This window comes from Billgrantia hypersalina (genome assembly GCF_052584175.1).
On sequence record NZ_JBMIQI010000012.1, the window covers coordinates 91,089 to 115,850 of the forward strand.

General features: G+C 64.8%; 26 protein-coding genes. 15 read left to right on the plus strand and 11 right to left on the minus strand.

Annotated features, from left to right (window positions below):
* Positions 1-72 precede the first annotated feature (72 nt).
* Both metE and ACOJCM_RS11280 read left to right on the plus strand, forming a co-directional pair.
* Positions 73-2,370 (plus strand): 5-methyltetrahydropteroyltriglutamate--homocysteine S-methyltransferase, encoded by a 2,298-nt coding sequence (gene metE / locus ACOJCM_RS11275; RefSeq protein WP_445212141.1) that lies wholly within the window; start codon positions 73-75, stop codon positions 2,368-2,370.
* Between the two features lie 98 nt (positions 2,371-2,468).
* Entirely contained in the window at positions 2,469-3,194 is a 726-nt protein-coding gene (locus tag ACOJCM_RS11280; RefSeq protein ID WP_445212142.1) for an MliC family protein, read from the plus strand.
* Here ACOJCM_RS11280 and ACOJCM_RS11285 read toward each other — a convergent pair.
* The gene (locus tag ACOJCM_RS11285; RefSeq protein WP_445212143.1) at positions 3,191-3,850 is read right to left on the minus strand and encodes a helix-turn-helix transcriptional regulator; all 660 of its coding nucleotides are present in this window, start codon (positions 3,848-3,850) and stop codon (positions 3,191-3,193) included. The genes ACOJCM_RS11280 and ACOJCM_RS11285 overlap by 4 nt on opposite strands.
* A gap of 132 nt (positions 3,851-3,982) precedes the next feature.
* Here ACOJCM_RS11285 and ACOJCM_RS11290 point away from each other — a divergent pair, with 132 nt between their 5' ends.
* Positions 3,983-4,561 carry a superoxide dismutase gene (locus tag ACOJCM_RS11290; RefSeq protein ID WP_445212144.1) on the plus strand — a complete coding sequence of 193 codons (579 nt, stop codon included), beginning with the start codon at positions 3,983-3,985 and terminating at the stop codon, positions 4,559-4,561.
* A 154-nt stretch (positions 4,562-4,715) separates the two neighbouring features.
* Entirely contained in the window at positions 4,716-5,324 is a 609-nt protein-coding gene (locus tag ACOJCM_RS11295; protein ID WP_445212145.1) for an FMN-dependent NADH-azoreductase, read from the plus strand.
* 16 nt (positions 5,325-5,340) lie between these two features.
* On the opposite strand, the gene ACOJCM_RS11300 is transcribed toward ACOJCM_RS11295, so the two are convergent.
* Positions 5,341-6,408 (minus strand): metal-dependent hydrolase, encoded by a 1,068-nt coding sequence (locus tag ACOJCM_RS11300; RefSeq protein WP_445212146.1) that lies wholly within the window; start codon positions 6,406-6,408, stop codon positions 5,341-5,343.
* 29 nt (positions 6,409-6,437) lie between these two features.
* Positions 6,438-6,974, minus strand: coding sequence for a DNA-3-methyladenine glycosylase I (locus ACOJCM_RS11305; RefSeq protein WP_445212147.1), 537 nt, complete (start codon positions 6,972-6,974; stop codon positions 6,438-6,440).
* Positions 6,975-7,060: 86 nt separating this feature from the next.
* Here ACOJCM_RS11305 and ACOJCM_RS11310 point away from each other — a divergent pair, with 86 nt between their 5' ends.
* The 3 genes from ACOJCM_RS11310 to ACOJCM_RS11320 are packed head-to-tail and all read left to right on the plus strand — an operon-like array spanning position 7,061 to position 8,536.
* Positions 7,061-7,555: a DUF411 domain-containing protein gene (locus tag ACOJCM_RS11310; RefSeq protein ID WP_445212148.1), complete on the plus strand. Its 495-nt coding sequence runs from the start codon at positions 7,061-7,063 to the stop codon at positions 7,553-7,555.
* Between the two features lie 33 nt (positions 7,556-7,588).
* A complete protein-coding gene (gene gloA / locus ACOJCM_RS11315) occupies positions 7,589-8,029 on the plus strand; it encodes a lactoylglutathione lyase (protein WP_445212149.1) in 441 nt (146 codons plus the stop codon).
* Positions 8,030-8,077: 48 nt separating this feature from the next.
* Positions 8,078-8,536, plus strand: a complete 459-nt coding sequence (locus tag ACOJCM_RS11320) for an META domain-containing protein (protein WP_445212150.1) — start codon at positions 8,078-8,080, stop codon at positions 8,534-8,536.
* A gap of 53 nt (positions 8,537-8,589) precedes the next feature.
* On the opposite strand, the gene ACOJCM_RS11325 is transcribed toward ACOJCM_RS11320, so the two are convergent.
* The 5 genes from ACOJCM_RS11325 to ACOJCM_RS11345 form a co-directional block, all read right to left on the minus strand.
* Positions 8,590-9,324: a phosphatase PAP2 family protein gene (locus tag ACOJCM_RS11325; protein ID WP_445212151.1), complete on the minus strand. Its 735-nt coding sequence runs from the start codon at positions 9,322-9,324 to the stop codon at positions 8,590-8,592.
* 238 nt (positions 9,325-9,562) lie between these two features.
* Complete coding sequence (locus ACOJCM_RS11330) at positions 9,563-12,412, minus strand: valine--tRNA ligase (RefSeq protein ID WP_445212152.1); 2,850 nt, start codon at positions 12,410-12,412, stop codon at positions 9,563-9,565.
* Positions 12,413-12,696: 284 nt separating this feature from the next.
* On the minus strand, positions 12,697-13,137 hold the full coding sequence (locus ACOJCM_RS11335) for a DNA polymerase III subunit chi (RefSeq protein ID WP_445212153.1): 441 nt from the start codon (positions 13,135-13,137) through the stop codon (positions 12,697-12,699).
* 241 nt (positions 13,138-13,378) lie between these two features.
* Positions 13,379-14,455: a branched-chain amino acid aminotransferase gene (locus tag ACOJCM_RS11340; protein ID WP_445212459.1), complete on the minus strand. Its 1,077-nt coding sequence runs from the start codon at positions 14,453-14,455 to the stop codon at positions 13,379-13,381.
* Positions 14,456-14,608: 153 nt separating this feature from the next.
* Positions 14,609-16,129, minus strand: coding sequence for a leucyl aminopeptidase (locus tag ACOJCM_RS11345; RefSeq protein ID WP_445212154.1), 1,521 nt, complete (start codon positions 16,127-16,129; stop codon positions 14,609-14,611).
* A 117-nt stretch (positions 16,130-16,246) separates the two neighbouring features.
* On the opposite strand from ACOJCM_RS11345, the gene lptF reads away from it, so the two are divergent.
* From lptF to ACOJCM_RS11385, 8 genes are all read left to right on the plus strand, one after another.
* Positions 16,247-17,326: an LPS export ABC transporter permease LptF gene (gene lptF, locus ACOJCM_RS11350; protein WP_445212155.1), complete on the plus strand. Its 1,080-nt coding sequence runs from the start codon at positions 16,247-16,249 to the stop codon at positions 17,324-17,326.
* Positions 17,326-18,390, plus strand: coding sequence for an LPS export ABC transporter permease LptG (gene lptG / locus ACOJCM_RS11355; protein WP_445212156.1), 1,065 nt, complete (start codon positions 17,326-17,328; stop codon positions 18,388-18,390). Before lptF ends, lptG begins: the two co-directional genes overlap by 1 nt.
* 62 nt (positions 18,391-18,452) lie before the next feature.
* Entirely contained in the window at positions 18,453-18,932 is a 480-nt protein-coding gene (locus ACOJCM_RS11360; protein WP_445212157.1) for an RDD family protein, read from the plus strand.
* 93 nt (positions 18,933-19,025) lie between these two features.
* Positions 19,026-19,232: a (2Fe-2S)-binding protein gene (locus tag ACOJCM_RS11365; RefSeq protein WP_445212158.1), complete on the plus strand. Its 207-nt coding sequence runs from the start codon at positions 19,026-19,028 to the stop codon at positions 19,230-19,232.
* A 157-nt stretch (positions 19,233-19,389) separates the two neighbouring features.
* Positions 19,390-19,872 (plus strand): bacterioferritin, encoded by a 483-nt coding sequence (bfr, locus tag ACOJCM_RS11370; protein ID WP_111413416.1) that lies wholly within the window; start codon positions 19,390-19,392, stop codon positions 19,870-19,872.
* A gap of 296 nt (positions 19,873-20,168) precedes the next feature.
* On the plus strand, positions 20,169-21,215 hold the full coding sequence (locus ACOJCM_RS11375) for an ABC transporter substrate-binding protein (protein WP_445212159.1): 1,047 nt from the start codon (positions 20,169-20,171) through the stop codon (positions 21,213-21,215).
* A 5-nt stretch (positions 21,216-21,220) separates the two neighbouring features.
* Complete coding sequence (locus tag ACOJCM_RS11380; RefSeq protein ID WP_445212160.1) at positions 21,221-22,009, plus strand: ABC transporter ATP-binding protein; 789 nt, start codon at positions 21,221-21,223, stop codon at positions 22,007-22,009.
* 9 nt (positions 22,010-22,018) lie between these two features.
* Entirely contained in the window at positions 22,019-22,786 is a 768-nt protein-coding gene (locus tag ACOJCM_RS11385) for an ABC transporter permease (RefSeq protein WP_445212161.1), read from the plus strand.
* Here the strand turns inward: ACOJCM_RS11385 and ACOJCM_RS11390 are convergent.
* Genes ACOJCM_RS11390 through ACOJCM_RS11400 form a run of 3 tightly spaced genes read right to left on the minus strand, consistent with a single transcriptional unit; the run spans position 22,783 to position 24,722 of the window.
* Positions 22,783-23,052, minus strand: a complete 270-nt coding sequence (locus ACOJCM_RS11390) for a DUF1653 domain-containing protein (RefSeq protein ID WP_445212162.1) — start codon at positions 23,050-23,052, stop codon at positions 22,783-22,785. The genes ACOJCM_RS11385 and ACOJCM_RS11390 overlap by 4 nt on opposite strands.
* A gap of 15 nt (positions 23,053-23,067) precedes the next feature.
* The gene (tcdA, locus tag ACOJCM_RS11395) at positions 23,068-23,922 is read right to left on the minus strand and encodes a tRNA cyclic N6-threonylcarbamoyladenosine(37) synthase TcdA (protein WP_445212163.1); all 855 of its coding nucleotides are present in this window, start codon (positions 23,920-23,922) and stop codon (positions 23,068-23,070) included.
* Between the two features lie 32 nt (positions 23,923-23,954).
* Entirely contained in the window at positions 23,955-24,722 is a 768-nt protein-coding gene (locus ACOJCM_RS11400; protein ID WP_445212164.1) for a pseudouridine synthase, read from the minus strand.
* Between the last annotated feature and the right edge of the window lie 40 nt (positions 24,723-24,762).

Sequence of the window (24,762 nt, forward strand, 5' to 3'; positions counted from 1 at the left end):
TATATTTAGTTTGATTCAGTAAGACGCGGCGGCGAGACTCTGCGGCATCATTCATGCGTAGAGGGATTTATCATGACATCAGCTCATGTACTTGGCTATCCGCGAATTGGCGCCGACCGCGAGCTCAAGCGGGCCGTGGAGGCCTACTGGCTCGGCGAGATCGACCGCGAAAGCCTCGAGGCCACCGGCCGCGCGCTGCGCTCGCTGCACTGGCAGGTGCAGCGAGACGCCGGCCTCGACCTGGTCACCGTGGGAGACTTCGCCTTCTACGATCAGGTCCTCAATGTCAGCACGCTGGTGGGGGCGGTGCCGGCCCGCTTCGCTGCCCAGGAAGAGGTCGCCCGCGGCGAAGTCGATCTCGACACCCAGTTCCGCATGGCACGCGGAAGGGCACCCAGCGGGGCGCCGGCCGCGGCCTGCGAGATGACCAAGTATTTCGATACCAACTACCACTACCTGGTCCCGGAGCTGCACGAGGGGCAGACGTTCAAGCTGGCCAGCTCGCGGTTGTTCGACGAGGTGGCCGAGGCGCGCTCGGCAGGGCATGCGGTCAAGGTGGCGCTCACCGGACCGCTGACCTGGCTGTGGCTGGGCAAGGGAGGCGAGGCCGGTTTCGATCGCCTGAGCCTGCTCGAGGCGCTGCTGCCGGTCTACGGCGAAGTCCTTGCTCGTCTGGCCGCACTGGGCGTCGAATGGGTGCAGCTCGACGAGCCGGCGCTGGTGCAGGACCTGCCGGCAGCGTGGCGCAGCGCCTATGAATTCGCCTACAACAGCCTGCGTGCCGCGCCGGTCAAGCTGCTGGTGGCAACCTACTTCGGCGGGCTGGGTGACAACCTGAGGCTGGCCGTGAGCCTGCCGGTTGACGGCTTGCATATCGACACGGTGCGTGCCCCCGAGCAATTGACCGCCGTGCTCGACAACCTGCCTGGCTACAAGGTGCTGTCGGTTGGCGCCATCGACGGCCGCAACGTCTGGCGTGCCGACCTGGGGGCCCTGCAAGAGCGCCTGGCCAATGCCCGCATGCGTCTCGGTGAGCGGCTGTGGCTTGCACCCTCCTGCTCGCTGTTGCACGTGCCGGTGGATCTCGCCAGCGAGACAGCACTCGACGCGGAGCTCAAGAGCTGGCTCGCCTTCGCACGCCAGAAACTCGACGAAACCGTCACCCTGGCGCGGCTGCTGGGCAACCGTGCCGGCGCCGAGGATCGGCAGCGCGTGGCTGCCGCAACGGCGGCATTGGACAAGCGCCGTACCTCGCTGCGGCTGCACCGGCCCGAAGTCGCCGAGCGGCTGGCTCGGGTCGGCGACGCCGAGCGCTCCCGCGACAATCCCTACCCGACCAGGGCCCGGGCCCAGCGCCGCGCACTGGACTTGCCCCTGTTCCCCACCACCACCATCGGCTCATTCCCGCAGACGACGGAGATTCGCGCCGCGCGTCGCGCCCACAAGCAGGGTGAACTGGGGCGCGAGGCTTACGAAGCGCGCATGCGTGACGAGATCGCCGACGCCGTGCGTCGCCAGGAAGCGCTCGGCATCGACATGCTGGTTCATGGCGAGGCCGAGCGTAACGATATGGTCGAGTACTTCGGCGAACAGCTCGACGGCTACGTTTTCACCCGCAATGGTTGGGTACAGAGCTATGGCTCGCGCTGCGTAAAACCGCCCATCATCGTCGGCGACGTGACCCGGCCGGCACCGATGACGGTGGCATGGAGCCGCTATGCCCAGTCGCTGACCGAGCGGCCGATGAAGGGCATGCTCACCGGGCCCGTCACCATGCTGCAGTGGTCCTTCGTGCGCGACGACCAGCCGCGCGAGACCACCTGTCGGCAGATCGCCCTGGCGCTGCGCGACGAGGTGGCCGATCTCGAGGCTGCCGGCATCCCGGCGATCCAGATCGACGAACCCGCGCTGCGCGAGGGGTTGCCACTGCGCCAGGGCGAGTGGCAAGCCTATCTTGACTGGGCCGTGGAGTGCTTCCGCCTGACCGCCTCGGTGGTGCGCGACGCCACCCAGATCCACACCCACATGTGCTATTCGGAGTTCAACGACATCATCGCCGCCATCGCCGCGCTGGATGCCGACGTCATCACCATCGAGACGTCGCGCTCGAACATGGCGCTGCTCGATGCCTTCCAGGACTTTGACTACCCCAACGAAATCGGGCCCGGCGTCTACGACATCCACTCGCCCAACGTGCCCGAGGTGGCATGGATGGTGGGGCTGATGGAGAAGGCGGCCGAGCGCATTGCGGTCGAACGGCTGTGGGTCAATCCCGATTGCGGCTTGAAAACCCGCGGCTGGGCCGAAGTGGAGCCGGCACTGGCCAACATGGTCGAGGCGGCACGTGAACTGCGCCGTCGCTACGGTTGACGCCGAGCGCAGCGTTCGCGGTACGTGAAACGGGTATCGGGCCGGGCGGCGCCGGTGCCTGTTATGCTGTGGCCGTTCGATCTCTCCAAGGAACCCCCATGTCGTTTCGTTTCCGCATGTCCCTCCGCCCCGCGCTGCTTGTCGCCGGCTCACTGCTGCTGGGCGGCTGCGCCACGGCTACCGTCGATGGGCCGCGACCCGCCGGCAAGGTCGCCAGCACGGCACCGCTGCTTCCTTCGATGCTGTTTGCCGGCGGTGCCGAACGCTTCGAGGCCTGGCGCTGTACGCCCGAGCAGCACCTGGTGACCGCCTTCGGCGAACGTGAGCTGCGTCTTTGGTCGGCGCACGGGGCCTACCGTCTCTCACCCGCGGTCGTGGCCAGCGGCGCACGCTATCAGCAGGGCGATCTCAGCTTCTGGAACAAGGGTGGGGAGGCTGTGGTGGAGAGTGCCAACGGGCGGCTCGACTGCAGCGCCGACATGGCGCGCACGGCACTGACTCGCCAGCAGCGTCCCGGCGTGATGTTCCATGGGCGTGGCAATGAGCCGGGCTGGAACGTCAACCTGGCCCACGATGTGCCCGAGCTGATCCTGACGCTCGACTACGGTTCGCGTGAGATGAGGCTACCCTATCGGGTTGCGGCCATGGACAACGCCGGAGGCAAGGTAGCCCTGACCAGTGGCACGACCGACCAGTCCTTCGAGCTTCGCCTGGAGGCGCGCGCCTGCTTCGACGACATGAGCGGCGAGCCGTTTCCGGCTCGCGTCATCCTCACCATCGAAGGGGAGACGTATCGAGGCTGCGGTCAGGGAATAGCACCTTAAACGTCCCGGATGCGATAGACGCAACGCCGTGCACCGGCCAGCACATGGTCGGTGCGTTCGACGCGGACGTCTTCCCCCAGCACGGCGCGGAAGACATCGAGTTCGGCGCGGCAGAGATCCGGGCAGGTGCTGGCGGCCTGACAGATCGGACAGTGATTCTCGATCAGCAGCAGGCTGCCGTCCTCCTCGCGCCGCCACGCCGCCATGTAGCCCTCGCGAGTGCGGAGCTCGGCCAGGCGCTCGACGCGAGTCTCAAGGGTCGCGGCGTCACCTAGCGCCTCCCGGTAGAGCCTCAGGGTCTCGTCCTGGCGTGTCTCGATCAACCGGCTCAGCGCGTCATCGCCCAAGGTATCGCGGACGCTGAGGATCAGCCGGGATGCCAGGTCGGCATGGCCATCGGGAAAGCGGGCATGGCCCGCTTCGCTGAGCCGCCACTCGATCACCGGTCGGCCGACGCCGCCCGGCAGCGGGCGCTGCGTCACCAGCCCCTGCCGCGCCAGCTTGGTGAGTTGCTGCCGTGCGTTTTCGCCACTGGTGCCGAGCAGTTCCCCCAATGCCGCGGCCGAGTGGGGGCCGTGAATCTTCAACAGCTGAAGCAGCCTTTCGCCGGTATCCGCCAGGCTGCCGGTGGCTTTTCCATCGCATTTGCTTGACATAAGGACGACTGGAATTAACCTAGTGAATCCTTGGAAAATAGCGGCGGGATCCTCGCGAGGCAAGTCGGGAGCCAACGGGCATGCCTTGCACGCGCCCCGTCATTCCACCGTGAGTAGCTTGGAGACACAATAATGGCATTCGAATTGCCGGCACTGCCCTACGAAAAAAACGCCCTCGAGCCGTACATCTCCGCCGAGACACTCGATTATCACTACGGCAAGCACCACCAGGCCTACGTCAACAAGCTCAACGAGCTGACCGAAGGCACCGATGATGCGGGCAAGTCTCTCGAGGAGATCATCAAGTCCTCCTCTGGAGCCCTGTTCAACCAGGCGGCCCAGGTGTGGAACCACACGTTCTACTGGCACTGCCTCGCGCCCAACGGCGGTGGCGAGCCGTCGGGTGCACTGGCCGAGGCGATCACTGCCAAGTTCGGCTCCTTCACCAAGTTCAAGGAGACCTTCAATGCCAATGCCGTGGCCAACTTCGGCTCCGGCTGGACCTGGCTGATCAAGACCGCCGATGGCGGCGTGGACATCGTCAACACCAGCAATGCCGACACCCCCATCGCCCACGGCCAAACCCCGCTGCTGACCATCGACGTATGGGAGCATGCCTATTACATCGACTACCGTAACGCGCGTCCTAAATATCTCGAGAACGTGTGGAGCGTCCTGAACTGGGATTTCGTGGCCCAAAACTTCAGCTGATCACCACTTTGCAGCTTGGTGGCCCCGTCCAAGGGCGGGGCTTTTCGCTTTGGCTGACTTTCGAAATAACCGAATGATAAGCGCGAAACTATGCGCTTTTTCTTGTAAAAAATTCACGTAGCATGGCAATCAACCACCACCTAGGGAGATCGTCATGGCTACCCGCATGCTTCTTGTTACCTCCTCCATTCTCGGCGAGCACGGTCAGTCCAACGCCCTGGCCAGCCACTTCCGTGAGCGCGCCGGGACACGCGACGACCTCGTCGTGACTCACCGCGACCTGGCTGCCGAGGCGCTACCGCACCTGGCACTCGAGGAGCTTTCCAGCTGGCAGGTTGCCCCGGCCGAGCGCAGTTCCTCGCAGCACGAGCTGGCACAGCGCTCCGATAGCCTGATCGAGGAGCTGCAGAACCATGATGTGCTGGTGCTGGCAGTACCGATGTACAACTTCGGCATTCCATCACAGCTCAAGGCCTGGTTCGACCGGGTGATGCGCGCCGGCACGACCTTTCGCTACACCGAACAGGGGCCCGAAGGGCTGGTGAAGGGCAAGCGAGCAGTGATCCTGGCCGCCCGCGGCGGTCAGTACGCCGGCACCGAGCTCGACACCCAGACGCCGCACCTCAAGGCCATGCTGGGCATGATCGGCATCGTTGACGTGTCGGTGGTGTTTGCCGAGGGGCTCGCCATGGGCGAAGGGCGGCGCGATGCCGCGCTCAAGGAGGCCCGGCAGGCCATCGATGGCCTGGTCGCCGAACTTTGACAGCTGGGGCGCGCCTTCAGCAGGCGGGTGGAATCGCTTCGACCCAGCGTTCCTCGACGAAGTCGCTGGTGCATAGCGTCGCCTCGGGGGAGAGCATTCTGGCCCCCAGCTGACCCAGAACGTTAAGGTCCGGGCGGGCATCGGAAGCAACCATTTCGGTGATCTGCAGCGGTTGCCAATCCTGCTCGTCACGGACCGCGAGGGCATAGCGGAAGGCGAAGAAACCCGGGAAGCCCAGGCGCAGATCGGTGGCGACCAGGGTTTCCCGGCCGTCGAGCTCGCGACTCTCGTAGCGCAGAAACGGCCCGGCGAACCAGTCCAGGCGCCGACCCTTCTCCCACGACAGCGCCAGCGGCTCGTGCTCGGCGCCGCGGCGGTAGGTTTCGACCAGTGGCGGCGTATCGCCATCGAGCCAGCCCACCAGGATTTCATGGTAACGGTCGCCTTCGATGACCGTCGCCCGCCACAACAGCGTATTGAACGGTGTCGGCTGCACCAGCCGCGGCGCATCCTCCAGGCCGCGTTCCGCCAGCACCGGCGCGAGACGATGCTCTACCAGCCCCTTGCCGAGCATGGCGAACAGCAGATAGGCGCAGGATAGCGTCAGGCCCCAGGCAGGGCCGCGCGAGCCGTTGCCGGTCGCCAAGGCGAAGCCGATGCCCACCAGCAGCGGCAAGGTGTAGAGAGGGTCGATGATGAACACCACCGGCCAGGCACTGGGACGGACATCGAGCGGCCACCAGATCTGGGTCCCATAGGTGGTCAGCACATCGAGCAGGGGGTGGGTGACCAGGCACAGGGTGAAGTAGACCCACCAGCGCCAGAGGGATAGGTCGCGGGCGGGGGAGAAGCGTCTGGCGAGAATGGCCACCAGCGTGCCGAGGCCGGTCAGCAGGAAGAGCGAATGGCTGAAGCCGCGATGCTCGGTGACGTTGGCCACCGCATCGCCGTAGTCGAGGAAGACGTCGAGATCGGGCAGGGTCCCCAGGGTTGCGCCGATCAGCACCGCCTTGCGCCCCAGCCGGCGGCCCAGTACGGTACCGCCTACCGCCGCGCCCAAGGCGGCCTGCGTCAGGGTATCCATCCGCTTGAACTCCTTGCCAGAACCGGGCGCTAGGCGTTGCGCCAGGCGGGGCCGGTAGAGAGAATGCGATGATAGACGGGGCAATCCTCGCGGTGAGCGCCGGGCAGGTAGCCCGTGCTCATCAGAAACTCGCCGACGATCTCCGGCCCGGTGAAGCGCAAGGTGCGGCGGAACAGCTTGACCCACTCGGGCAGCGGCAGGGGATGATGCAGGTCGAGCCAGCCGGCAAAGCTGCCGTATTCCTCGCGCAGCGCCTGGATCACGCCGGCGTTGTGAATGGCAGCCTCCACCTTGAGTCGGTTGCGGATGATGCCGGCATCGCCAAGCAGGCGCATCAGGTCCGCCTCGCCGTAGGCTGCCACGCGATCGATATCGAAGTTGTCGTAGGCAAGACGAAACGCCTCGCGCTTCTTCAGCACGGTCAGCCACGACAACCCGGCCTGGTTGATCTCCAGCACGAGACGCTCGAACAGTGCCGTATCGTCCTCGACCGGGAATCCGTACTCCGCCTCATGATACGGGCCATGCCAGGGGTGGCCCGGGGCCAGGTCGCAATAGTGCGGCATTTCCGCCTCTTTCCTTCCGCAGGTATTGGCAAGTCCGTAGTGGCTTGTCACGATCCACACTCAGGCGCAACGTTTAGGAGCCGCTCATGAAGATCCTACCCGCAAACCGCAAGACCCGGAAGCTTGCGCTGTTTTCCGCCTTGGGCGGAGGGATACTGGCTGCCTACCTCGCCTTGGCGCCCGGAGGCGAGTCCGTGGCCGGGCCGGTGGTAGAGGTCCATCAGGACCCTAATTGCGGCTGTTGCTCGGCCTGGGTCGAGCATCTCGAGGCAGAAGGCTTCGAGGTCCGGCAGCACAAGACAACCGATATGCGCGAGGTGAAGAGCGAGAATGGCGTCTCGCCGAAGCTCGCTTCCTGCCATACGGCACGGGTCGAGGGCTACGTGATCGAGGGCCACGTGCCGGCCCCCGACATCAAGCGATTGCTCGAGGAGAAGCCTGACGTGTCGGGACTGGCGGTGCCTGGCATGCCTCACGGTTCACCGGGCATGGAGACCGGTCGCCACGACGATTACGCCGTGCTGGCCTGGCGTCGCGACGACCGGACGCCGGCCATATTCAGCGAATATACTCACGATTGATTTCGCGTTTAACCGAGACGACAAGGAGGGTTCATGCAGTATCTACACACCATGGTGCGTGTCAGTGACCTGGACGCATCGCTGCGCTTCTACTGCGACCTGCTGGGGCTCGAGGAGGTGCGGCGCAAGGAGAACGAGAAAGGGCGCTTCACCCTGGTCTTTCTGGCGGCGCCCGAGGACGCGGCGCGCTCCGAACGGCTCAAGGCGCCGGAACTCGAGCTGACCTACAACTGGGATCCGGAGGAGTACACCGGTGGACGCAACTTCGGCCACCTGGCTTATCGGGTCGACGATATCTATGCGCTTTGCGAGCGTCTGCAGGCGGCAGGCGTGACCATCAACCGGCCACCGCGGGACGGCCACATGGCCTTCGTCCGCAGCCCCGACGGCATCTCCGTCGAGCTGTTGCAGAAGGGCGATCCGCTGCCGGCCCAGGAGCCTTGGGCCTCCATGGAAAACACGGGAACCTGGTAGTAGGCCATTCTCGAATTGCCCTTGCCTTCTGGGAGAAGAAGCACGTACATGAAAATGACGTTTGTGGCCCGCTTGGGCCTGATAGTGGCGGCCGCGACCTTGCTGGCGGCATGCGGCAGCCAGCCCTCCGAGTCGACACGCCACGTCGACGAGGCGAGTGTCGACAGCGATCATCCGGTGGTGGGGTCGCGCTGGAACTTGCTACTGGTGGGTACCGATGAGCGGCTCTCCATGCCCGACACACCGCATTTCGTCGTCTCGCCCGACGGAAGCGTGAGCGGCAGCGACGGTTGCAATCAGCTCAACGGAAGGGTGCGCCTCGACGAAGGCAACCGCATCGAATTCAGCGAACTGGCCACCACCCGACGGGGCTGCCCGCAGCTCGACGAGGCCCGTCGCGTCACGGGGATGATGGAGGATGCCTACCGCTTCCTCATCGATCATGACCGGCTGGTGTTCTTCGGCGCGGATCAGCGGGTGCTGGGCGGCTGGAAGAAGGCGAACTGAGAGGGAAAGTTGACGTCGGGGGCGCGGTGGGACCCGCCCCCCTGACGTAGCGCTCAGCGACCGGGCAGGGCATCACGCAGCCTTGCCAGCCCGGCGGTCGTCACGCGTGCCAGCCCGGGCCCCACGGGGGTGAGAAGAATCCAGGGCGTGACGATGAGATTGATCGCCAGTGCGGCAAAGTAGATATCGCTGAACCAGTGGGCGCCGCTGAGAATGCGGGGAGCGCTGAGCAGCACCGCGAACGCTGCGCTGACCACGGCGATACGCAGGCCGGCGAAGCGCCACATGAAGGCAGCGAACAGGAATAGATTGATGCCATGGTCGCCCGGGAAACTGCTGGCCGATCTGTCCTTGGTGGGGAAGTCGACCATTTGCGTCACCAGATTGGCGTTCTCGTAGACCAGGGTGGGGCTAGGGTGAGTATACGGAATTACCAAGCGTACGCTCTGAGCGATGAAGACGGCCGCCAGCAGCATGGTGATCCCGACCCCTCCCCAGCGCAGCAGGCGATTCTGCCGCTGGGCGTCACGACTCATGGCCCACAGGAAGATGGCCAGCAATATCAACAGGCTGGTCACGTCGAACAGACGGTTGTTGATGGCGGCCACGAATAGCACCCAGGTTTCGTTGTCCTCGCTGAGCCAGGCATTGGCGGTGAGGAAGACGGCGTCGTCCAGCTCGGTCCAGACCATCACGCTCGGTGATAGCCAGGTCCATACCAGCAGGAGGCCCAGCAGGTTGAAAAGCAGGATGCGGCCTGGGGCGAAGGTCGGGGCGATGTGAGGCATGAGGGCAGCGATACGTATCAGGAAACGATGCCTGCATTTTATGTGAAAGTCATGTTGCAGAACAGTGTTCCTTAATAACTTCGTTTACGCTCTCGCTTTGGCCTGTATCAGCCATGCCGTCGAGGCCGAGCCGCCGGCAGTAGCCGGTGCTCCAGACGAGGCGACTCGCCTCGCCTAACCGGATCGCCCTCGCTTTTGTGAAATACGGCGACTGGCCGCCGATCGTGATGGTCGCGAGTTACAGCGCGGCGATCTTGGCGCGCTGTTCGACCAGCACGCTGCGGGCCGCCTGGTACTCCTTGAGCTTGCCGCGCTCCTTCTCGACCACCGCCTCCGGCGCCTTGGCGACGAAGCTCTCGTTGCCGAGCTTCTTCTCGATACCGCCGATCAGCTTGTCCTGCTTGTCGATCTCCTTGGCCAGACGGGCGAGTTCGGCCTCCTTGTCGATCAGGTCGGCCATGGGCACCAGCACCTCCATGTCACCGACCAGTTGAGTCGCCGAGAGGGGTGCTTCGCTCGAGTCGTCGAGCCAGCGGGCGCTCTCGAGCTTGGCCAGCTTGGCCAGGAACGGGCGGTTGGCCTCGAGGCGCTCGCGATCGGCGGCGCTGCCCTTGGTTAGCAGGACCTCAAGCGGCTTGCCCGGGGCGATGTTCATCTCGGCGCGGATGTTGCGCACCGCGACGATCACGCCCTTGAGCCACTCGATGTCGCGGGTGGCGCCCTCGTCGATCTTGTCCTCTTCCGGCTGCGGCCAAGGCTGGGTCATGATCGACTCGCGGCCGTCACTGGCTGCCTTGCCTGCCAGTGGTGCGACGCGCTGCCAGATCTCCTCGGAGATGAACGGCATCATAGGGTGGGCCAGGCGCAGGATCGCCTCGAGTATACGCACCAGAGTGCGGCGGGTGCCGCGCTTGGCCTCGGGGCTGGCGTTGTCGTCCCACAGCACCGGCTTGGAGAGTTCCAGGTACCAGTCGCAGTACTCGTTCCAGACGAACTCGTAGAGCGCTTGCGACGCGTGATCGAAGCGGAACTCCTCCATCGCCTTGGTCACCTGAGCCTCGGTCTGCTGCAGGCGCGAGACGATCCAGCGGTCGGCCAGCGACAGCTCGACGCTGCCCCCTTCCGCTCCGCAGTCCTCGCCCTCGGCATTCATCAGCACGTAGCGTGAGGCGTTCCACAGCTTGTTGCAGAAGTTGCGGTAGCCGTCGAGGCGACCCATGTCGAACTTGATGTCGCGCCCGGTGGTGGCCTGCGACAGGAAAGTGAAGCGCAGCGCGTCGGTGCCGTGGGGCTCGATGCCCTCGGGGAACTCGTCGCGGGTGGCCTTGGCGATGGCCTTGGCCTTCTGCGGCTGCATCATGTTGCCGGTGCGCTTCTCGAGCAGTGCGTCGAGGGTGATGCCGTCGATCAGGTCGATAGGGTCGAGTACGTTGCCCTTGGATTTCGACATCTTCTGGCCCTGGCCGTCCCGCACCAGGCCGTGGACGTAGACGGTCTTGAACGGCACCTCGTCCATGAACTTCAGCGTCAGCATGATCATCCGCGCGACCCAGAAGAAGATGATGTCGAAGCCGGTCACCAGCACGCTGGAAGGGTGGAAGGTACTAAGCTCCGAGGTCTTCTCCGGCCAGCCCAGGGTACCGAAGGTCCACAGCCCCGAGCTGAACCAGGTATCGAGCACGTCTTCATCCTGGGTCAGTGCGACATCCGCACCAAGGCCGTGCTTCTCCCGCGCCTCGGCTTCGGTGCGGGCCACGTAGACGTTGCCCTCGGCGTCGTACCAGGCGGGTATGCGATGGCCCCACCACAGTTGGCGTGAGATGCACCAGTCCTGCAGGTCGCGCATCCACGAAAAGTACATGTTCTCGTAGTTCTTGGGCACGAACTGGATGTCGCCGTTCTCCACTGCGGCGATGGCGGGCCCCGCCAGGCTCTCCACGGCGACGAACCACTGATCGGTGAGCAGCGGCTCGATCACGTCGCCGGAGCGGTCGCCATAGGGCAGGGTGTTATTGACCGTCTCGACCTGCTCGAGCAGGCCGGCGGCCTCCATATCGGCGACGATGCGCTTTCTAGCCTCGAAGCGGTCGAGTCCGGCATAGGCCTCGGGCAGTGTCGTATCGATCTCGGGCAACGCCCTGCCCTGGATGTCGAAGGCCTCGGCCCGAGGCAGAATCGCCGCATCCTGGGTGAAGACGTTGATCAGCGGCAGGCCCTGGCGGCGGCCCACTTCGTAGTCGTTGAAGTCGTGGGCCGGGGTGATCTTCACGCAGCCCGAGCCCTTCTCCATGTCGGCGTGCTCGTCGGCGACGATGGGGATGCGACGGCCGACCAGCGGCAGTTCGACGAACTTGCCCACCAGCGAGGCGTAGCGCGGGTCCTCGGGGTTGACCGCCACGCCGGTGTCGCCGAGCAGGGTCTCGGGGCGGGTGGTGGCGACGACCAGGTAGTCGAGGCCGGCATCGGTCTTCGCGCCATCGGCCAGCGGATAGCGGAAGTGCCAGAACTGGCCCTGCTGGTCGCGGTTCTCGACTTCGAGGTCGGAAATGGCGGTGTGCAGGGTCGGGTCCCAGTTGACCAGGCGCTTGCCGCGGTAGATCAGGCCTTCTTCATAGAGCCGGACGAAGACTTCCTGCACCGCCTTGTAGAAACCGTCGTCCATGGTGAAGCGCTCACGGCTCCAGTCGACGCTGGCGCCCATGCGACGCAGCTGGCGTGTGATGTGGCCGCCCGACTCGTGCTTCCACTCCCACACCTTGTCGATGAACGCATCGCGGCCCAGGTCGTGGCGGCTCTTGCCTTCTTCCGCCGCGACCTTGCGCTCCACCAGCATCTGCGTGGCGATGCCGGCATGGTCGGTACCTACCTGCCACAGGGTGTTGTTGCCCTGCATGCGCCGCCAGCGGATCAGGGTGTCCATGATGGTGTCCTGGAACGCGTGGCCCATGTGCAGGCTGCCGGTGACGTTGGGCGGCGGGATCATGATCGAGTAGGGTTCGCCCTCGCCCGAGGGGGCGAAGCGGCCGTCGGCCTCCCAGCGCTCGTACCAGCGGGATTCGATCTGCTCGGGTTGGTAGGTCTTGTCCATGGGGCGTTCCGGGTCCAGAAATGATCGCCACCGGGTCGTGGTGCCGGGCGGCAGGAAGTCGTCGAAGCGGTTCGAAAAATGGGCTCGATTATAGCGCGATGGGGCGCTTGGCGTCAGCCGGGCGTGATAACACTTCAGAGGGGCGCCGGGAGGCAGGCCGAAGAGGAGGTCTTTTGCCAGGGATGGCAAAAGTAGCGCCCAGGGATGGGTTTACAGCGCCTCCTCGTAGGTCTGCCCCCGGATCAGCCCCGGTACAGCAGCCTCCTGTACCCTGCGGGTTGGGGTCATCCTTTGAGCTGATGCGCCCTGACCGGATAGCCGCGCTGCTTGTAGGTCTGCCAGCACTCGCGCTTGGCGACCAGCACCTGCTGATGCTGGTTGATGATCTCGGCGACGCGCTCGAAGCGCGAGAACCACTCGGGAATGCCCGGGGCGAGGTTGAGCAGCGCCATGGGCGCTTCGGGGCTCGGCTCGGGCGGCTGTTCCCAACCGATGGTTACCGCCACGCTGTCGGCCATCTCGCTGCCGAGCAGAGCGTGGGGCAGGTAGGCATCGGGGCGAAAGGTCCACAGCCGCTCGTCGAGATCGCTGGCCATGGCCTCGTCCTCGGCGTGCAGGTGCAGCCGGAAGCCCTTGCCGGCGATGGTCTCGGCCAGCCGGCAGGCGAAGTCGAGCCGTGCCTCGAGGGTGGTATCAGGGAGGATGTAGAAGTCGACCTGGGTCATGACGCTCTGTCTAAATGGGCTGCGCTCGGCCATGCGGCGTTAAAAATTGGCTCACTATGCTCATTTACGACTTGTAAACTCCGCTATTTCGCCAATTTTTGCCTTGTCTGGCCATCGCTCGCCACGTTGTATCTCAGAGCTTGCGCAAGCTCGGGCGAGCGGATGGCCTCGGACCTCCTCTTCGGCCTGCTCCCGGTCGCCTCGCGAGGTGTTGGCCGGCACCTGGCGCAGCAGGGAAACCTCAGACCAGCTTGGTCAGCCAGCCATGCTTGTCTTCCGCGCGGCCGTACTGCAGGTCGAGCAGCTTGGCGCGCAGGCGCTTGGCCACCTCGTTGCCTTCGTCGGGCATGCGAATGGTGTCGTCTTCGCTGAGAAGCTGGCCCACCGGGGTGATCACTGCGGCGGTGCCGCAGGCGAAGACCTCGGTGATCTCGCCGGAGGCCACGCCGTCGCGCCATTCGTCGATGCTGATGGCGCGCTCCTCGGCGCTGAACCCTTCGTCGCGGGCAAGCGTCAGTACCGAGTCACGGGTCACGCCCTCAAGGATGGTGTCGGTCAGGCGCGGCGTGACCAGGCGACCGTCCTTGTAGACGAAGAACAGGTTCATGCCGCCCAGCTCCTCGACCCACTTGTTTTCGGCAGCGTCGAGGAAGGCGACCTGGCCGCAGCCGTGCTTTTCGGCCTCCTTCTGCGCGGCTAGGGACGCGGCGTAGTTGCCGCCGCACTTGGCAAAGCCGGTGCCACCGGGCGCGGCGCGCTTGTAATGCGAGGAGAGCCAGATCGACACCGGGGCAATGCCGCCCTTGAAGTAGGCGCCGGCGGGGGAGGCGATGACGTAATAATCGACCTCCTGGGCCGGGCGTACGCCAAGGAACTTCTCGCTGGCGATCATGAAGGGGCGCAGGTAGAGGCTGGATTCATCCGCCTCGTTTCTGGGTGTCGGCACCCAGGCGTGATCCTGGCCGAGCAGGGCTTTGAGCGAACCGACGAAATCCTCGTCGCTGAGCTCGGGCAGTGCCAGGCGGCGGGCGCTGCGACGGAAACGCTCGGCGTTCTTCTCGGGACGAAACGACCAGACCGAACCGTCGGCGTGGCGGTAGGCCTTGATGCCCTCGAAGATCTCCTGTCCGTAGTGCAGCACGGCAGCCGCCGGATCGAGGGTCAGCGGACCGTAGGGGCGCACCTCGTGACCATGCCAGCCGGCATCGGCCGTCCAGCGCACATGAGCCATGTGGTCGCTGAAGTAGCGTCCGAAACCGGGGTTGGCCAGGATGTCGTCGCGAATGTTGGCTGCCGTGGGCATGGCGCTTGGCAGCATCTCGAAGGTTGCGTTGGGCACGGCAAAAGTGTCTCCGCTATGCCGGGATTCCGGCGATTTATTGAGCTTCTAAGGCGCCCCGAGGTCGTTGCACCGGGGCGCGCAATGCGTCAGATGTAACGGTTGCCGGCGGCATTGGCAACCTCGGCGGTGTCAGGCGTCGTTTTCGACCTGGCGCGTCTCGTCCTCGCGATCGAGCAGGTATTGGGTCAGCAAGCCCACCGGACGGCCGCTGGCGCCTTTCTGCTTGCCCGAGGTCCAGGCCGTGCCGGCGATGTCCAGGTGCGCCCAGGGGAACTTGTCGGCGAATCGCGAGAGGAAGCAGGCAGCGGTGATGGTGCCGGCGGGGCGCCCGCCGATATTGGCCATGTCGGCGAAGTTGGAGTCGAGCTGCTCCTTGTACTCGTCCCACAGCGGCAGGTGCCAGGCGCGGTCCCAGGCCGCCTCGCCGGCGTCGAGCAAGTCCAGTGCCAGGTCGTCGTCGTTGGAGAGCAGGCCGGTGGCGTGGTGGCCCAGGGCGATGATCGCTGCGCCAGTGAGGGTGGCGATGTCGACCACGCTGGCGGGCTCGAAACGCTCGGCGTAGGTCAGTGCGTCGCACAGCACCAGGCGGCCCTCGGCATCCGTGTTGAGGACTTCTACCGTCAGCCCTTTCAAGGTCTTGATGATGTCGCCGGGCTTGGTGGCGCGGCCGTCTGGCATGTTCTCTGCGGCGGCGACGATGAACACCAGGTTGAGCTTGGGCCGAATGCCCAGTACCGCTTTGGCGGTGCCGAACACGCTGGCCGCACCGCACATGTCGAACTTCATCTCGTCCATCGCCTCGCCGGGCTTGAGCGAGATGCCGCCCGTGTCGAAGGTAATGCCCTTGCCCACCAGCACGTGAGGTGCCTCGTCGGCGTTCTCCGCGCCGCGGTACTGCATGACAATCAAGCGCGAGGGCTGTTCGCTGCCGCGACCCACCGAGAGCAGGCTGTGGGCGCCGAGTTCCTCCAGCGCTGCCTCGTCGAGAATCTCGACGCTGAGGGCCCCACCCGACTCGCAGCCCAGCTGTTCGGCCTGGTCGGCGAGGTAGCTCGGCGTGCACACGTTGCCGGGCAGGTTGCCCAGCGTGCGGGTGTAGGCGACGCCCTGGCCCACGGCATCACCGATTCGCGCGCCCTCGCGCGCCTCGTCGGCTGTGTCGGAGTCGCTGAGCAAGAGGGTGACTTTCTCGAGCCGCGGGCGCGGCGCCTTTTCCGACTTGAATTCATCGAAACGATACACGGCACGATGCACGGCCTCGGCGGTCATGCGGCTCTTCCAGGCGACGCTGCGTTCCGGCACCGGCACGTCGGTGAAGGCTGACGCGACGTCCTCGACCATCAGCGCTGCCACACTGGTGAAAGCGGCGTCCAGGGCCTTGATGAAGGCGCGCTCCTGACACTTCTCGCGCTCGCCCAGCCCTACCAGCATCAGGCGGTCGGCGCCGAGGCCGGGAGCGAAGGGAATCAATTGCACGTTGCCCAGCTTGGCGTCGAAGTCGCCCCGCTCGATCAGTTGGCCGATCAGCCGCTCGCTGGCGTCGTCGAGTTTGGCGGCGGCGGGCAGCAGGTCGCCATCCTTGAAAACCGGTACCACGAGACAGGCCGCTTCGGCCTTGGCGGGATTGGCCGTCTGAACTGGGAATTCCATGGTGACTCCACAAGACAAGCGATGGGGGATTCTGGATAATGCCGGCACGGCTACGGGCCATTGCCGAATCACCCCAGTGTACTCAAGGCATGGCGCCATTGCATGGACGACCGCTGCATGATCATTTTTCGATACCTGACCCGCGAGATCCTGCTCACCATGGCCGCCGTCGCCGGCGTGCTGCTTTTGGTCATCATGGGCAGCCGGTTCATCCGCTATTTTACCGATGCCGCAGAGGGCGACATCCCCGCTGCCATTCTCGGCAACCTGATGCTGTACCACCTGCCCGGCTTTCTCGAGCTGATTCTGCCGCTGGCCTTCTTTCTCGGCATCCTGCTGGCCTATGGGCAGCTCTACCTGAACAGCGAGATCACCGTGTTGGTGGCATGCGGCATCAGCCCCGTCCGGCTGTTGCAGGTCAGCCTGCTGCCGGCAACGCTGGTAGCGGTGCTGGTGGGGCTGTGCAGCCTGTGGCTGACACCGGCGGGGGCACTGCACAATGCCGTGATGCTCGAGGAGCAGCGCAGCCGGCTCGATTTCAGCGCCCTGGCGCCGGGGCGCTTTCAGGATTTCGGCGGCGGTCGAACCGCCTATACCGAATCGTTCAGCGATGATGGACAGCGCATGCAGGAGGTTTTTATCAGCGAGCGCCAGAGGCGCCGTGACGGTTCGCCGGAGACTGCTGTGACACGGGCCGCCAGTGGCTACCAGACAGTCGATGCCGAAACCGGCAGCCGTTTTCTGGTGCTGGCCGATGGCGAGCGCTATAGCGTCGACCCGGGTCGCTTCGAGGCCGAGCGGCTGGAATTCGAGACCTATGCCGTACGGCTTTCGCTCGGCAGTGAACAGCGCGAACTGGACTCGGCGGAGTACACCACCACGACCGCGCTGGTGGGTGACGACGCCGATCAGGCCCAGGCCCAGCTCCAATGGCGGCTCTCGCTGCCGCTGATGGTCTTTATCCTGACGCTGATGGCGATGCCGCTCTCTCGCGTCAACCCGCGCCAAGGGCGCTTCGCCAAGCTGCTGCCGGCCATCTTTCTGCACATTTGCTATCTCAGCCTGCTGCTGGCGGCACTGGATGCGATCGGTCGCGGCTCGTTGCCGGCGTCGATCGGCATGTGGCCCATTCACGTGATCTTCCTGGCGCTCGGTCTGGGCCTGCTGATGCACAACCAGCGCCGAGGGATGCTGTAATGCTGACGGATCGTCTCGACCGCTATATTGCGCGCAACGTGCTGGGGGCGATCATCATCGTCCAGGTGGTATTGCTCGGCCTCGATCTGGTGATCTCCTATATCAACGATCTGGAAGACGTCGAGGGCAACTACGGCGCCTTCCAGGTGCTGCTCTACCTGCTGATGCGCATGCCCTGGCGCTTCTACCAGTACGCGCCGGTGGCAGTGCTGATCGGGGCGCTGATCGGCCTGGGCAGCATGGCGTCGAGCAATGAACTCACGGTGATGCGAGCCGCGGGGCGTTCGCTGGCCCGCATCCTGTGGGGCGTGATGAAGCCGATCATCGTGGTGGTGGTCGTAGTGTTGCTGACGGCGGAGTACGTCAGCCCCCGCACCGAGCAGTATGCCAGCGCCTGGCGGCTGGAGCAGTTGCAGGGCGAAGGCACGGTACTCGTTCAGAGCGGCGGTTGGCAGCGTGAGGGCGACAGCGTCTATCGCTTCGGCGCCATACGCGCGGACGATACCGTGCTCGACCTGACCCGCTACCGCTTCGAGGGGCGTGAGTTGCGCGAAGCCACCACGTCCGAGCGCGCCGTGTGGCGCGATGGCAGCTGGCTTCTGGAGAACGTGGCCACAACGCGTTTTCATGATGACCGTACCGAGGCCGAGCGACATGACGAACTGCCCTGGCAGACGAATCTGACGCCCGCTCAGCTCAACCGTTTGCTGCTGCCCATCAATAGCCAGGCGCCCAGCGAACTCTGGGCCTACGCACGTTTCCTGCAGCACCAGGGGCTCCAGGCAACCCAGCCGCTGCTCTATTTCTGGCAGAAGATGTTGATGCCGCTGACCATGGCTTCGCTGGTGCTGGTGGCGGCCTCGTTCGTGTTCGGCCCACTGCGCACCGTGGCGGCGGGGACCCGGGTCTTCTATGGGGTCATCGTCGGCCTCTCGTTCAAGTACATGCAGGATCTGCTGGCGCCGGCCTCGACAGTATTCGGCTTTTCTCCGGTGTGGGCGGTCCTGTTGCCGACGCTTATCAGCGCCGGCCTGGGATTCTACTTGTTGCGCCGCTCCGGCTGAGGGGCGGCCCCATGAAAACCCGGCACCGGCCATGGCCTATGCCGGCCAGGAAGAGACCCACCATGCAACGACGTTTTGACCAGCTCGACGACGTTTGGCCGGCCGGCCTCGGGCGGCGCCTGGGCGCGATGCTCTACGATGCCTTCCTGGTCGTGGCGATCTGGATACTGATCACCGTCCTGCATGTCGCCTTCGTGCGCCATGTGCTGGGCCTCGGTGCCGAGGAGGTCGGTGCGGGTGCCGTGCAGCGTTTCTCGCTACAGCTGCTGCTGCTGGTCGGCGCGTTTCTTTTCTTCGCCTTCTTCTGGATGCGCGGCGGCATGACCCTGGGCATGCAGGCGTGGCGCCTGCGCGTGCAGACCCGCGACGGTTGCACGATCACCCTGGTCCAGGGTCTGGTGCGCTACCTGGTGGCCTGGCTGTCGCTGGCGGCTTTCGGGCTGGGCTACTTCTGGGTGCTGTTCGATGCCGAGCGGCGCAGCTGGCCGGACATTCTCTCGGGAACACGCGTGGTCGTGTTGCCCAAGCCGAGTCGCCGCTAAACTGCTCCTGGTCAAAAAAGAGTCGATTCCCTCTTGCGATAGGCTATGCGAATCATTTACATTAATCCTCGTAGGCACAGCGAGGTGATGTCGATGTACGTATGTCTCTGCAAGGGCGTTTCAGACCGCAAGATCCGCGAAAGCGTCGAGGGCGGTGCGCGCAGCTGGCGTGAGGTTCAGCAGGAAACCGGTTGCGGTACCCAGTGCGGCAAGTGCGCCTGTGTGGGCAAGACCATCACCCGCGAAGCCGTCAAGTCAGAGCTGATGGCTTCGGCCAACGATCTCGCCTACGCCGTATAACCCCGCCACGGCGTTGCCAATCTTACTCATTCTTGTTGACATTAATCCAACCGATTGTTCCGTTTGGATTTTTCGTTCGTTTGGCTAATACTGTCTATGATACGGTGTTGAACGACACATGAGGCCCCTAGGCCGACAAGAAATGGGAGACGGCAACATGAAAGGCGATGCCAAGGTCATCGAGTATCTCAACAAGGCCCTCGGCAATGAGCTGGTGGCGATCAACCAGTACTTCCTTCATGCCAAGATGTACAAGGACTGGGGGCTCAAGGCGCTGGCCAAGTGGGAGTACGACGAATCCATCGACGAAATGAAGCATGCCGACAAGTTGATCGAGCGCATCCTTTTCCTCGAGGGCGTGCCCAACCTTCAGGATCTCGGCAAGCTGCACATCGGCGAGAACGTGCGCGAGATGCTCGAGAGCGACCTCAAGATCGAGCACGACGGGCGTAACGACTACATCGAGGCCATCGCCTACTGCGAGCAGGTCAAGGACTACGTCTCTCGCGACCTGTTCCGCCATATCCTTGCCGACGAGGAGGAGCACATCGATCATATCGAGACCGAACTCGGCCTGATCGACAAGGTCGGCATCGAGAACTACATGCTGCGCCAGATGCAGGAAGCCGGCGACGAGTAACGCTTCGCCTCGGCCTATCTCAACGGCACCGACACGCGTCGGTGCCGTTTTACTTTGTGGTCAGCTGTATTGCGCAACGGCTCGCGACGTTAACGAAGCGTTGCCGCTGCGAGCGAACGTCGTTATCGATGAACTAAGCTGGTGCATGTAGGCCCCCCAGATGCACCCGGTTGCGGCAGGTTTGGATGACGCCATGCCCTGATATGGCACATCGTCTGCCGAGCACCCGAATACGCTCCGTTGGCAGGGCGATTGCATAGAACAAGTACAACCTAGCGTTCGCGAGGACAAACGACATGAGCCGTCACTTCCGTTATCCCATCGGCCCGGCCGGCGTGCTTGGCCTGTCTCTGCTTGGCGCCACCCTGGCCCAGGCGGACGATACCCCTATCCGCTTCCAGCTCGATTGGCGCTTCGAAGGGCCCTCGGCACCGTTCCTCATGGCCGTGGAGCGCGGCTATTTTGCCGAAGAAGGGCTGGATGTGCAGATCGATTCCGGCAGCGGCTCCGCCGGGGCCATCAACCGCGTCGCCTCGGGGGCCTACGAGATGGGGTTCGGTGATCTCAACGCCTTGGTGGAATTCCTCGCCGAGAATCCCGAGGGGCCCGGCATCCAGGGCGTCTACGTGGTCTATGACGGCACGCCAGCAGCGGTCTTCGCTCGCCAGGATCGTGGCATCGAGTCGCCCACGGACCTGGCAGGGAAGTCACTCGCGGCTCCCGCTTTCGATACCGGCTATCGTGCCTGGGGCATCTTCGCCGCCGCCAACGACCTGGAGCCGGACGCCGTCGAGTGGCAGAACGTCGACCCCACGCTGCGCGAGACGCTGCTGGTACGCGGCGATGTCGATGCCATTACCGGTTTCTACTTCACCAGCCTGCTCAATCTCGAAGGGCGCGGCATGGACGAGGAGGCGCTCACCATCATGCCGTTCCCCGACTACGGTGTACCGCTCTACGGCAACGCCATCATCGCCAGCGAGGCATTCTCCGAGGCGCATCCCGAAGCGGTGGAGGGCTTTCTGCGCGCCTTCAACCGAGCGCTGGAAGAGACCCTGGCCGACCCCGACGGGGCGATCCAGTACGTCCGCAATCGCGACGAGTTGATCGACGTCGAGATGGAAACGCGCCGGCTCAAGCTCGCCATCGATAGCGTGATCGATACCGAGGAAGCCCGGGCCAACGGTGCCGGTGCGGTCGACGAGCAGCGCCTCGCCAATGCAATCCAGTTGGTCGCCGACGCCTACGACCTGCCCTCGGTGCCCGAGCCCGAGCGGGTTTTCACCTCGCGCTTCCTGCCGCCCCAGGAGGAGCGCATGATCTTTCCGGAGCGCGCGGAGTGACGGCGATGCAGCAAGCCGCCTCCTTCGTTGACTTCGACTGCGTCAGCCTGGCCTACGACGAATCCGGCAACGCCATCGAGGATATCTCGCTCTCCATCGAGGAGGGCGAGTTCGTGGCGTTTGTCGGCCCCTCGGGCTGCGGCAAGTCAACCTTCATGAAACTCTGCACCGGGCTGCACGCACCCACCGGCGGTCGCGTGAGAATCGACGGCGAACCGGTCGACGGACCGCTTAAGATCTCGGGCATGGCGTTCCAGAACGCCAATTTGCTGCCGTGGCGCACCACGCTGGACAACGTGTTGCTGCCGTTGGAAATCGTCAAGCCGTACCGTTCGCAGTTCCGCAAGCGGCGTCCGGAGTTCGTCGGCTGGGCGCGGGATCTGCTGCGCACCGTGGGGCTCGAGGGCTACGAGGATCAGTATCCCTGGCAGCTTTCCGGTGGCATGCAGCAGCGCGCCTCGATCTGTCGCGCGCTGATCCACCGCCCGCGGTTGTTGATGCTCGACGAGCCCTTCGGCGCCCTGGATGCCTTCACCCGCGAGGAGCTGTGGTGCGTGTTGCGCGACCTGTGGGAGGCCCAGCGCTTCACCGTGGTGCTGGTGACACACGACCTGCGGGAAGCGGTGTTCCTGGCCGATACCGTCTATGTCATGAGCCGCAGGCCGGGGCGCATCATCGAGCGGCGTGAGGTTGATCTGCCGCGTCCGCGCGAGCTGGCCACCACGTATTCCGAGCCCTTCATCGCCATGGTGCAGGAGCTACGCAGCCTGATCGGCGATATCCGCAGCGCCTGAGGAGAGAACATGAGCAAGAACGAGAAGCTGCGTGAGCGGCTGGCGCCCTGGGTAGCCGTTGCGGTGCTGGTGGCGATCTGGGAACTCAGCGTACGCCTGCTCCAGGTGCCCGAGTTCATCTTTCCCAGCGCCTCGGCCACCGTTCACGCCCTGGTGACTTTCGCCGGTCCCATCGGCATGCACTCGTGGCAAACTTTCTGGACCACCCTGGCAGGCTTCGCTCTGGGCGTCGCGGTAGGCCTGTCGCTGGGCTTCGTCATTGGGTCATCACGCTTTCTCTACCACGCCTGCTACCCGCTGCTGGTGGGCTTCAATGCCATTCCCAAGGTGGCCTTCGTGCCGATCCTGGTGGTGTGGTTCGGCATCGGCTCCGTGCCGGCGATTCTCACCGCCTTCCTGATCTGCTTCTTTCCCATCGTGGTCAACGTGGCCACCGGCCTCGCCACCCTGGAGCCGGAACTGGAAGACGTGCTGCGGGTATTGGGCGCGAGGCGCATGGATGTGCTGCTCAAGGTGGGCCTGCCCCGCTCGCTGCCCTATTTCTTCGCCTCGCTGAAGATCGCCATCACGCTCGCCTTCGTCGGCACCGTGGTGTCGGAAACGGTGGCGTCCAACCAGGGCATCGGCTACCTGATGATGAGCGCCGGCTCGCAGATGCGCATGTCGCTGGTATTCGCCGGCCTGATCGTGATCAGCGCCATGGCCATGGCGATGTACGAGCTGTTTGCCATCCTGGAGAAGCGGATGACAGGGTGGGCGCATCGCGGCCAGCGTTAGGGAGTCCCGGTAGAGCCATCACTGTCGGGCAGCGCTTGATCGCCGAACGCCTTCTCAAGTTCGAAACGCGGTACCGGTTCGCCGCGCACCTCGACGGTCTCGGTGAACATGGCCAGCGGCCGCACCCACAGGCCGTAGTCGCCGTACAGGGCGCGATAGACTACCAGCGGCTCTTCGGTCTCGCTATGGTGGGCGACACCGATGACTTCGTAGCGGTTGCCCTTGTAGTGGCTGTAGATGCCAGGGGCGGGGTAGGGGTGAGACATCCGTTGAGCTCCAGGTCAGGGGGCTTGGTCGTTGTTGGATGCTGCCTTGGCGGCCTGCTTGGCCAGGCGCGCGAGGACCCTCGAGGCGGCGACGAAGCCGAAGCTGCCGGTGACGAAAGTGGCGGCGCCCACGCCGGAAGCGCAGTCGAGGCGGGTGGTTTCGCCGGTACCCGGTTTTTGCAGGCAGACCTCGCCGTCCGCTCCCGGATAGACCAGCTGTTCGTCGGAATAGACGCACTCCACCGAGAAGCGCCGCTTGGGATTGCGCGAAAAGCCGTAGTCGCGGCGCAGGCGGGCACGCACCTTGGCCAGCAGCGGGTCGTGCTCGGTGCGGGCAAGATCCGCCACCTTGATTCGCGTGGGGTCGGTCTGGCCCCCGGCGGCACCGGCCACGACGATGGGCAGCTTGCGACGGCGGCACCAGTGGATCAGCGCCGCCTTGGCCATCACGCTGTCGATGGCGTCGACCACGTAATCGGCATCCTCGGGGATGCGCTGCGCCAGGTTGGTCGGGGTGACGAAAGCGGTGTCGGCGATGGCCTCGATGCCCGGCTGGATCGCCCGGCAGCGTTCGGCCAGCACCTCGACCTTGGGGCGGCCGATGGAGCCGTCCAGCGCCGGCAGCTGACGGTTGACGTTGGAGACGCAGACGTCGTCAAGGTCGATCAGGGTGAGTCGGCCGATGCCCGAGCGGGCCAGCGCTTCCACCGCCCAGCTGCCGACACCGCCCACGCCCACCACCACCACATGCGCTTGGCGGAAGCGCTCGAGCGCGCGGGTGCCGTAGAGGCGGCGGATGCCACCGAAGCGAAAGTCGTAGTCGTCCTGGGGCGACGGGGCAGGGTGCTGCGGACGTAGCGGGGCAGTCATGGCGGCGAATCGGGTCTCCGGCTCAAGGGTGTTCAGGGGATGGACGGCTCGCTGGCGGCGTGGCAACGGGCAGCGTCGAGCGGCAAGTGACCGGCCCAGCCGAAGCGTCGGAAAAGCGCCGTCATGGAAGCATCGAGACCGCAGCTCAAGGTCAGCCGCTGTCCTCCTGCCGGATGCTCGAAGCTCAAGCCCACGGCGGCCAGCAGCAACCGCGAACAGCCCAGGCGATCGGCGAAAAAGCGGTTGTGATTGCCCTTGCCGTGCTTGGCATCGCCGATGATCGGATAGCCGCGCCGCGAAAGGTGGCGACGTATCTGGTGGCGGCGGCCGGTCAGGGGGCGGGCCTCCATCAGCGAATAGCGGCTGGACGGGTAGCGGTCGACCTGGATCGGCAGTTCCACGCTGTCGAGACGCCTGATGTCGGTTACGGCCTCCAGCGCCGGCATTTCACTCTTGGGACGGCAGCCATCCTCCTCACGCAGCGCATAGTCGAGCCGTTCTCGCTCTGGGCCGATGCCACGGACCACGGCCAGGTAGCGCTTGGCGACCCGGCGCTCGGTAAAGGTTTCACCCAGCCGCGCCGCGGTGGACGAATCCAGGGCGAAGACCATCACGCCCGAGGTGGGGCGATCGAGGCGATGGACCGGATAGACACGCTGGCCCAGCTGGTCGCGCAAGCGCTGCAGCAGGAATTCGCTCGCGCCGTGCGCCAGCTTGGAGCGATGGACCAGCAGACCCGATGGCTTGTGCACCGCCACCAGGTGGTCGTCCCGATGAAGCAGGGTCAGGGGTTCCGTCATGGCGGCCCGGTTTATTGCGCAAGGGGCCGCCATTGTCGCG

Coding starts and splice junctions, on each gene's coding strand:
- ACOJCM_RS11285 (WP_445212143.1), bottom strand. CDS start 3,850: ATGTCAAGCAAATGCGATGGAAAAGCCACCGGCAGCCTGGCGGATACC.
- bfr (WP_111413416.1), top strand. CDS start 19,390: ATGAAAGGCGATGCCAAGGTCATCGAGTATCTCAACAAGGCCCTCGGC.
- tcdA (WP_445212163.1), bottom strand. CDS start 23,922: ATGACTGCCCCGCTACGTCCGCAGCACCCTGCCCCGTCGCCCCAGGAC.
- ACOJCM_RS11375 (WP_445212159.1), top strand. CDS start 20,169: ATGAGCCGTCACTTCCGTTATCCCATCGGCCCGGCCGGCGTGCTTGGC.
- ACOJCM_RS11380 (WP_445212160.1), top strand. CDS start 21,221: ATGCAGCAAGCCGCCTCCTTCGTTGACTTCGACTGCGTCAGCCTGGCC.
- ACOJCM_RS11340 (WP_445212459.1), bottom strand. CDS start 14,455: ATGCTGCCAAGCGCCATGCCCACGGCAGCCAACATTCGCGACGACATC.
- ACOJCM_RS11360 (WP_445212157.1), top strand. CDS start 18,453: ATGCAACGACGTTTTGACCAGCTCGACGACGTTTGGCCGGCCGGCCTC.
- ACOJCM_RS11290 (WP_445212144.1), top strand. CDS start 3,983: ATGGCATTCGAATTGCCGGCACTGCCCTACGAAAAAAACGCCCTCGAG.
- ACOJCM_RS11325 (WP_445212151.1), bottom strand. CDS start 9,324: ATGCCTCACATCGCCCCGACCTTCGCCCCAGGCCGCATCCTGCTTTTC.
- ACOJCM_RS11310 (WP_445212148.1), top strand. CDS start 7,061: ATGAAGATCCTACCCGCAAACCGCAAGACCCGGAAGCTTGCGCTGTTT.
- ACOJCM_RS11280 (WP_445212142.1), top strand. CDS start 2,469: ATGTCGTTTCGTTTCCGCATGTCCCTCCGCCCCGCGCTGCTTGTCGCC.
- gloA (WP_445212149.1), top strand. CDS start 7,589: ATGCAGTATCTACACACCATGGTGCGTGTCAGTGACCTGGACGCATCG.
- ACOJCM_RS11390 (WP_445212162.1), bottom strand. CDS start 23,052: ATGTCTCACCCCTACCCCGCCCCTGGCATCTACAGCCACTACAAGGGC.
- ACOJCM_RS11345 (WP_445212154.1), bottom strand. CDS start 16,129: ATGGAATTCCCAGTTCAGACGGCCAATCCCGCCAAGGCCGAAGCGGCC.
- ACOJCM_RS11295 (WP_445212145.1), top strand. CDS start 4,716: ATGGCTACCCGCATGCTTCTTGTTACCTCCTCCATTCTCGGCGAGCAC.
- ACOJCM_RS11300 (WP_445212146.1), bottom strand. CDS start 6,408: ATGGATACCCTGACGCAGGCCGCCTTGGGCGCGGCGGTAGGCGGTACC.
- ACOJCM_RS11330 (WP_445212152.1), bottom strand. CDS start 12,412: ATGGACAAGACCTACCAACCCGAGCAGATCGAATCCCGCTGGTACGAG.
- ACOJCM_RS11400 (WP_445212164.1), bottom strand. CDS start 24,722: ATGACGGAACCCCTGACCCTGCTTCATCGGGACGACCACCTGGTGGCG.
- lptG (WP_445212156.1), top strand. CDS start 17,326: ATGCTGACGGATCGTCTCGACCGCTATATTGCGCGCAACGTGCTGGGG.
- metE (WP_445212141.1), top strand. CDS start 73: ATGACATCAGCTCATGTACTTGGCTATCCGCGAATTGGCGCCGACCGC.
- lptF (WP_445212155.1), top strand. CDS start 16,247: ATGATCATTTTTCGATACCTGACCCGCGAGATCCTGCTCACCATGGCC.
- ACOJCM_RS11385 (WP_445212161.1), top strand. CDS start 22,019: ATGAGCAAGAACGAGAAGCTGCGTGAGCGGCTGGCGCCCTGGGTAGCC.
- ACOJCM_RS11305 (WP_445212147.1), bottom strand. CDS start 6,974: ATGCCGCACTATTGCGACCTGGCCCCGGGCCACCCCTGGCATGGCCCG.
- ACOJCM_RS11320 (WP_445212150.1), top strand. CDS start 8,078: ATGAAAATGACGTTTGTGGCCCGCTTGGGCCTGATAGTGGCGGCCGCG.
- ACOJCM_RS11335 (WP_445212153.1), bottom strand. CDS start 13,137: ATGACCCAGGTCGACTTCTACATCCTCCCTGATACCACCCTCGAGGCA.
- ACOJCM_RS11365 (WP_445212158.1), top strand. CDS start 19,026: ATGTACGTATGTCTCTGCAAGGGCGTTTCAGACCGCAAGATCCGCGAA.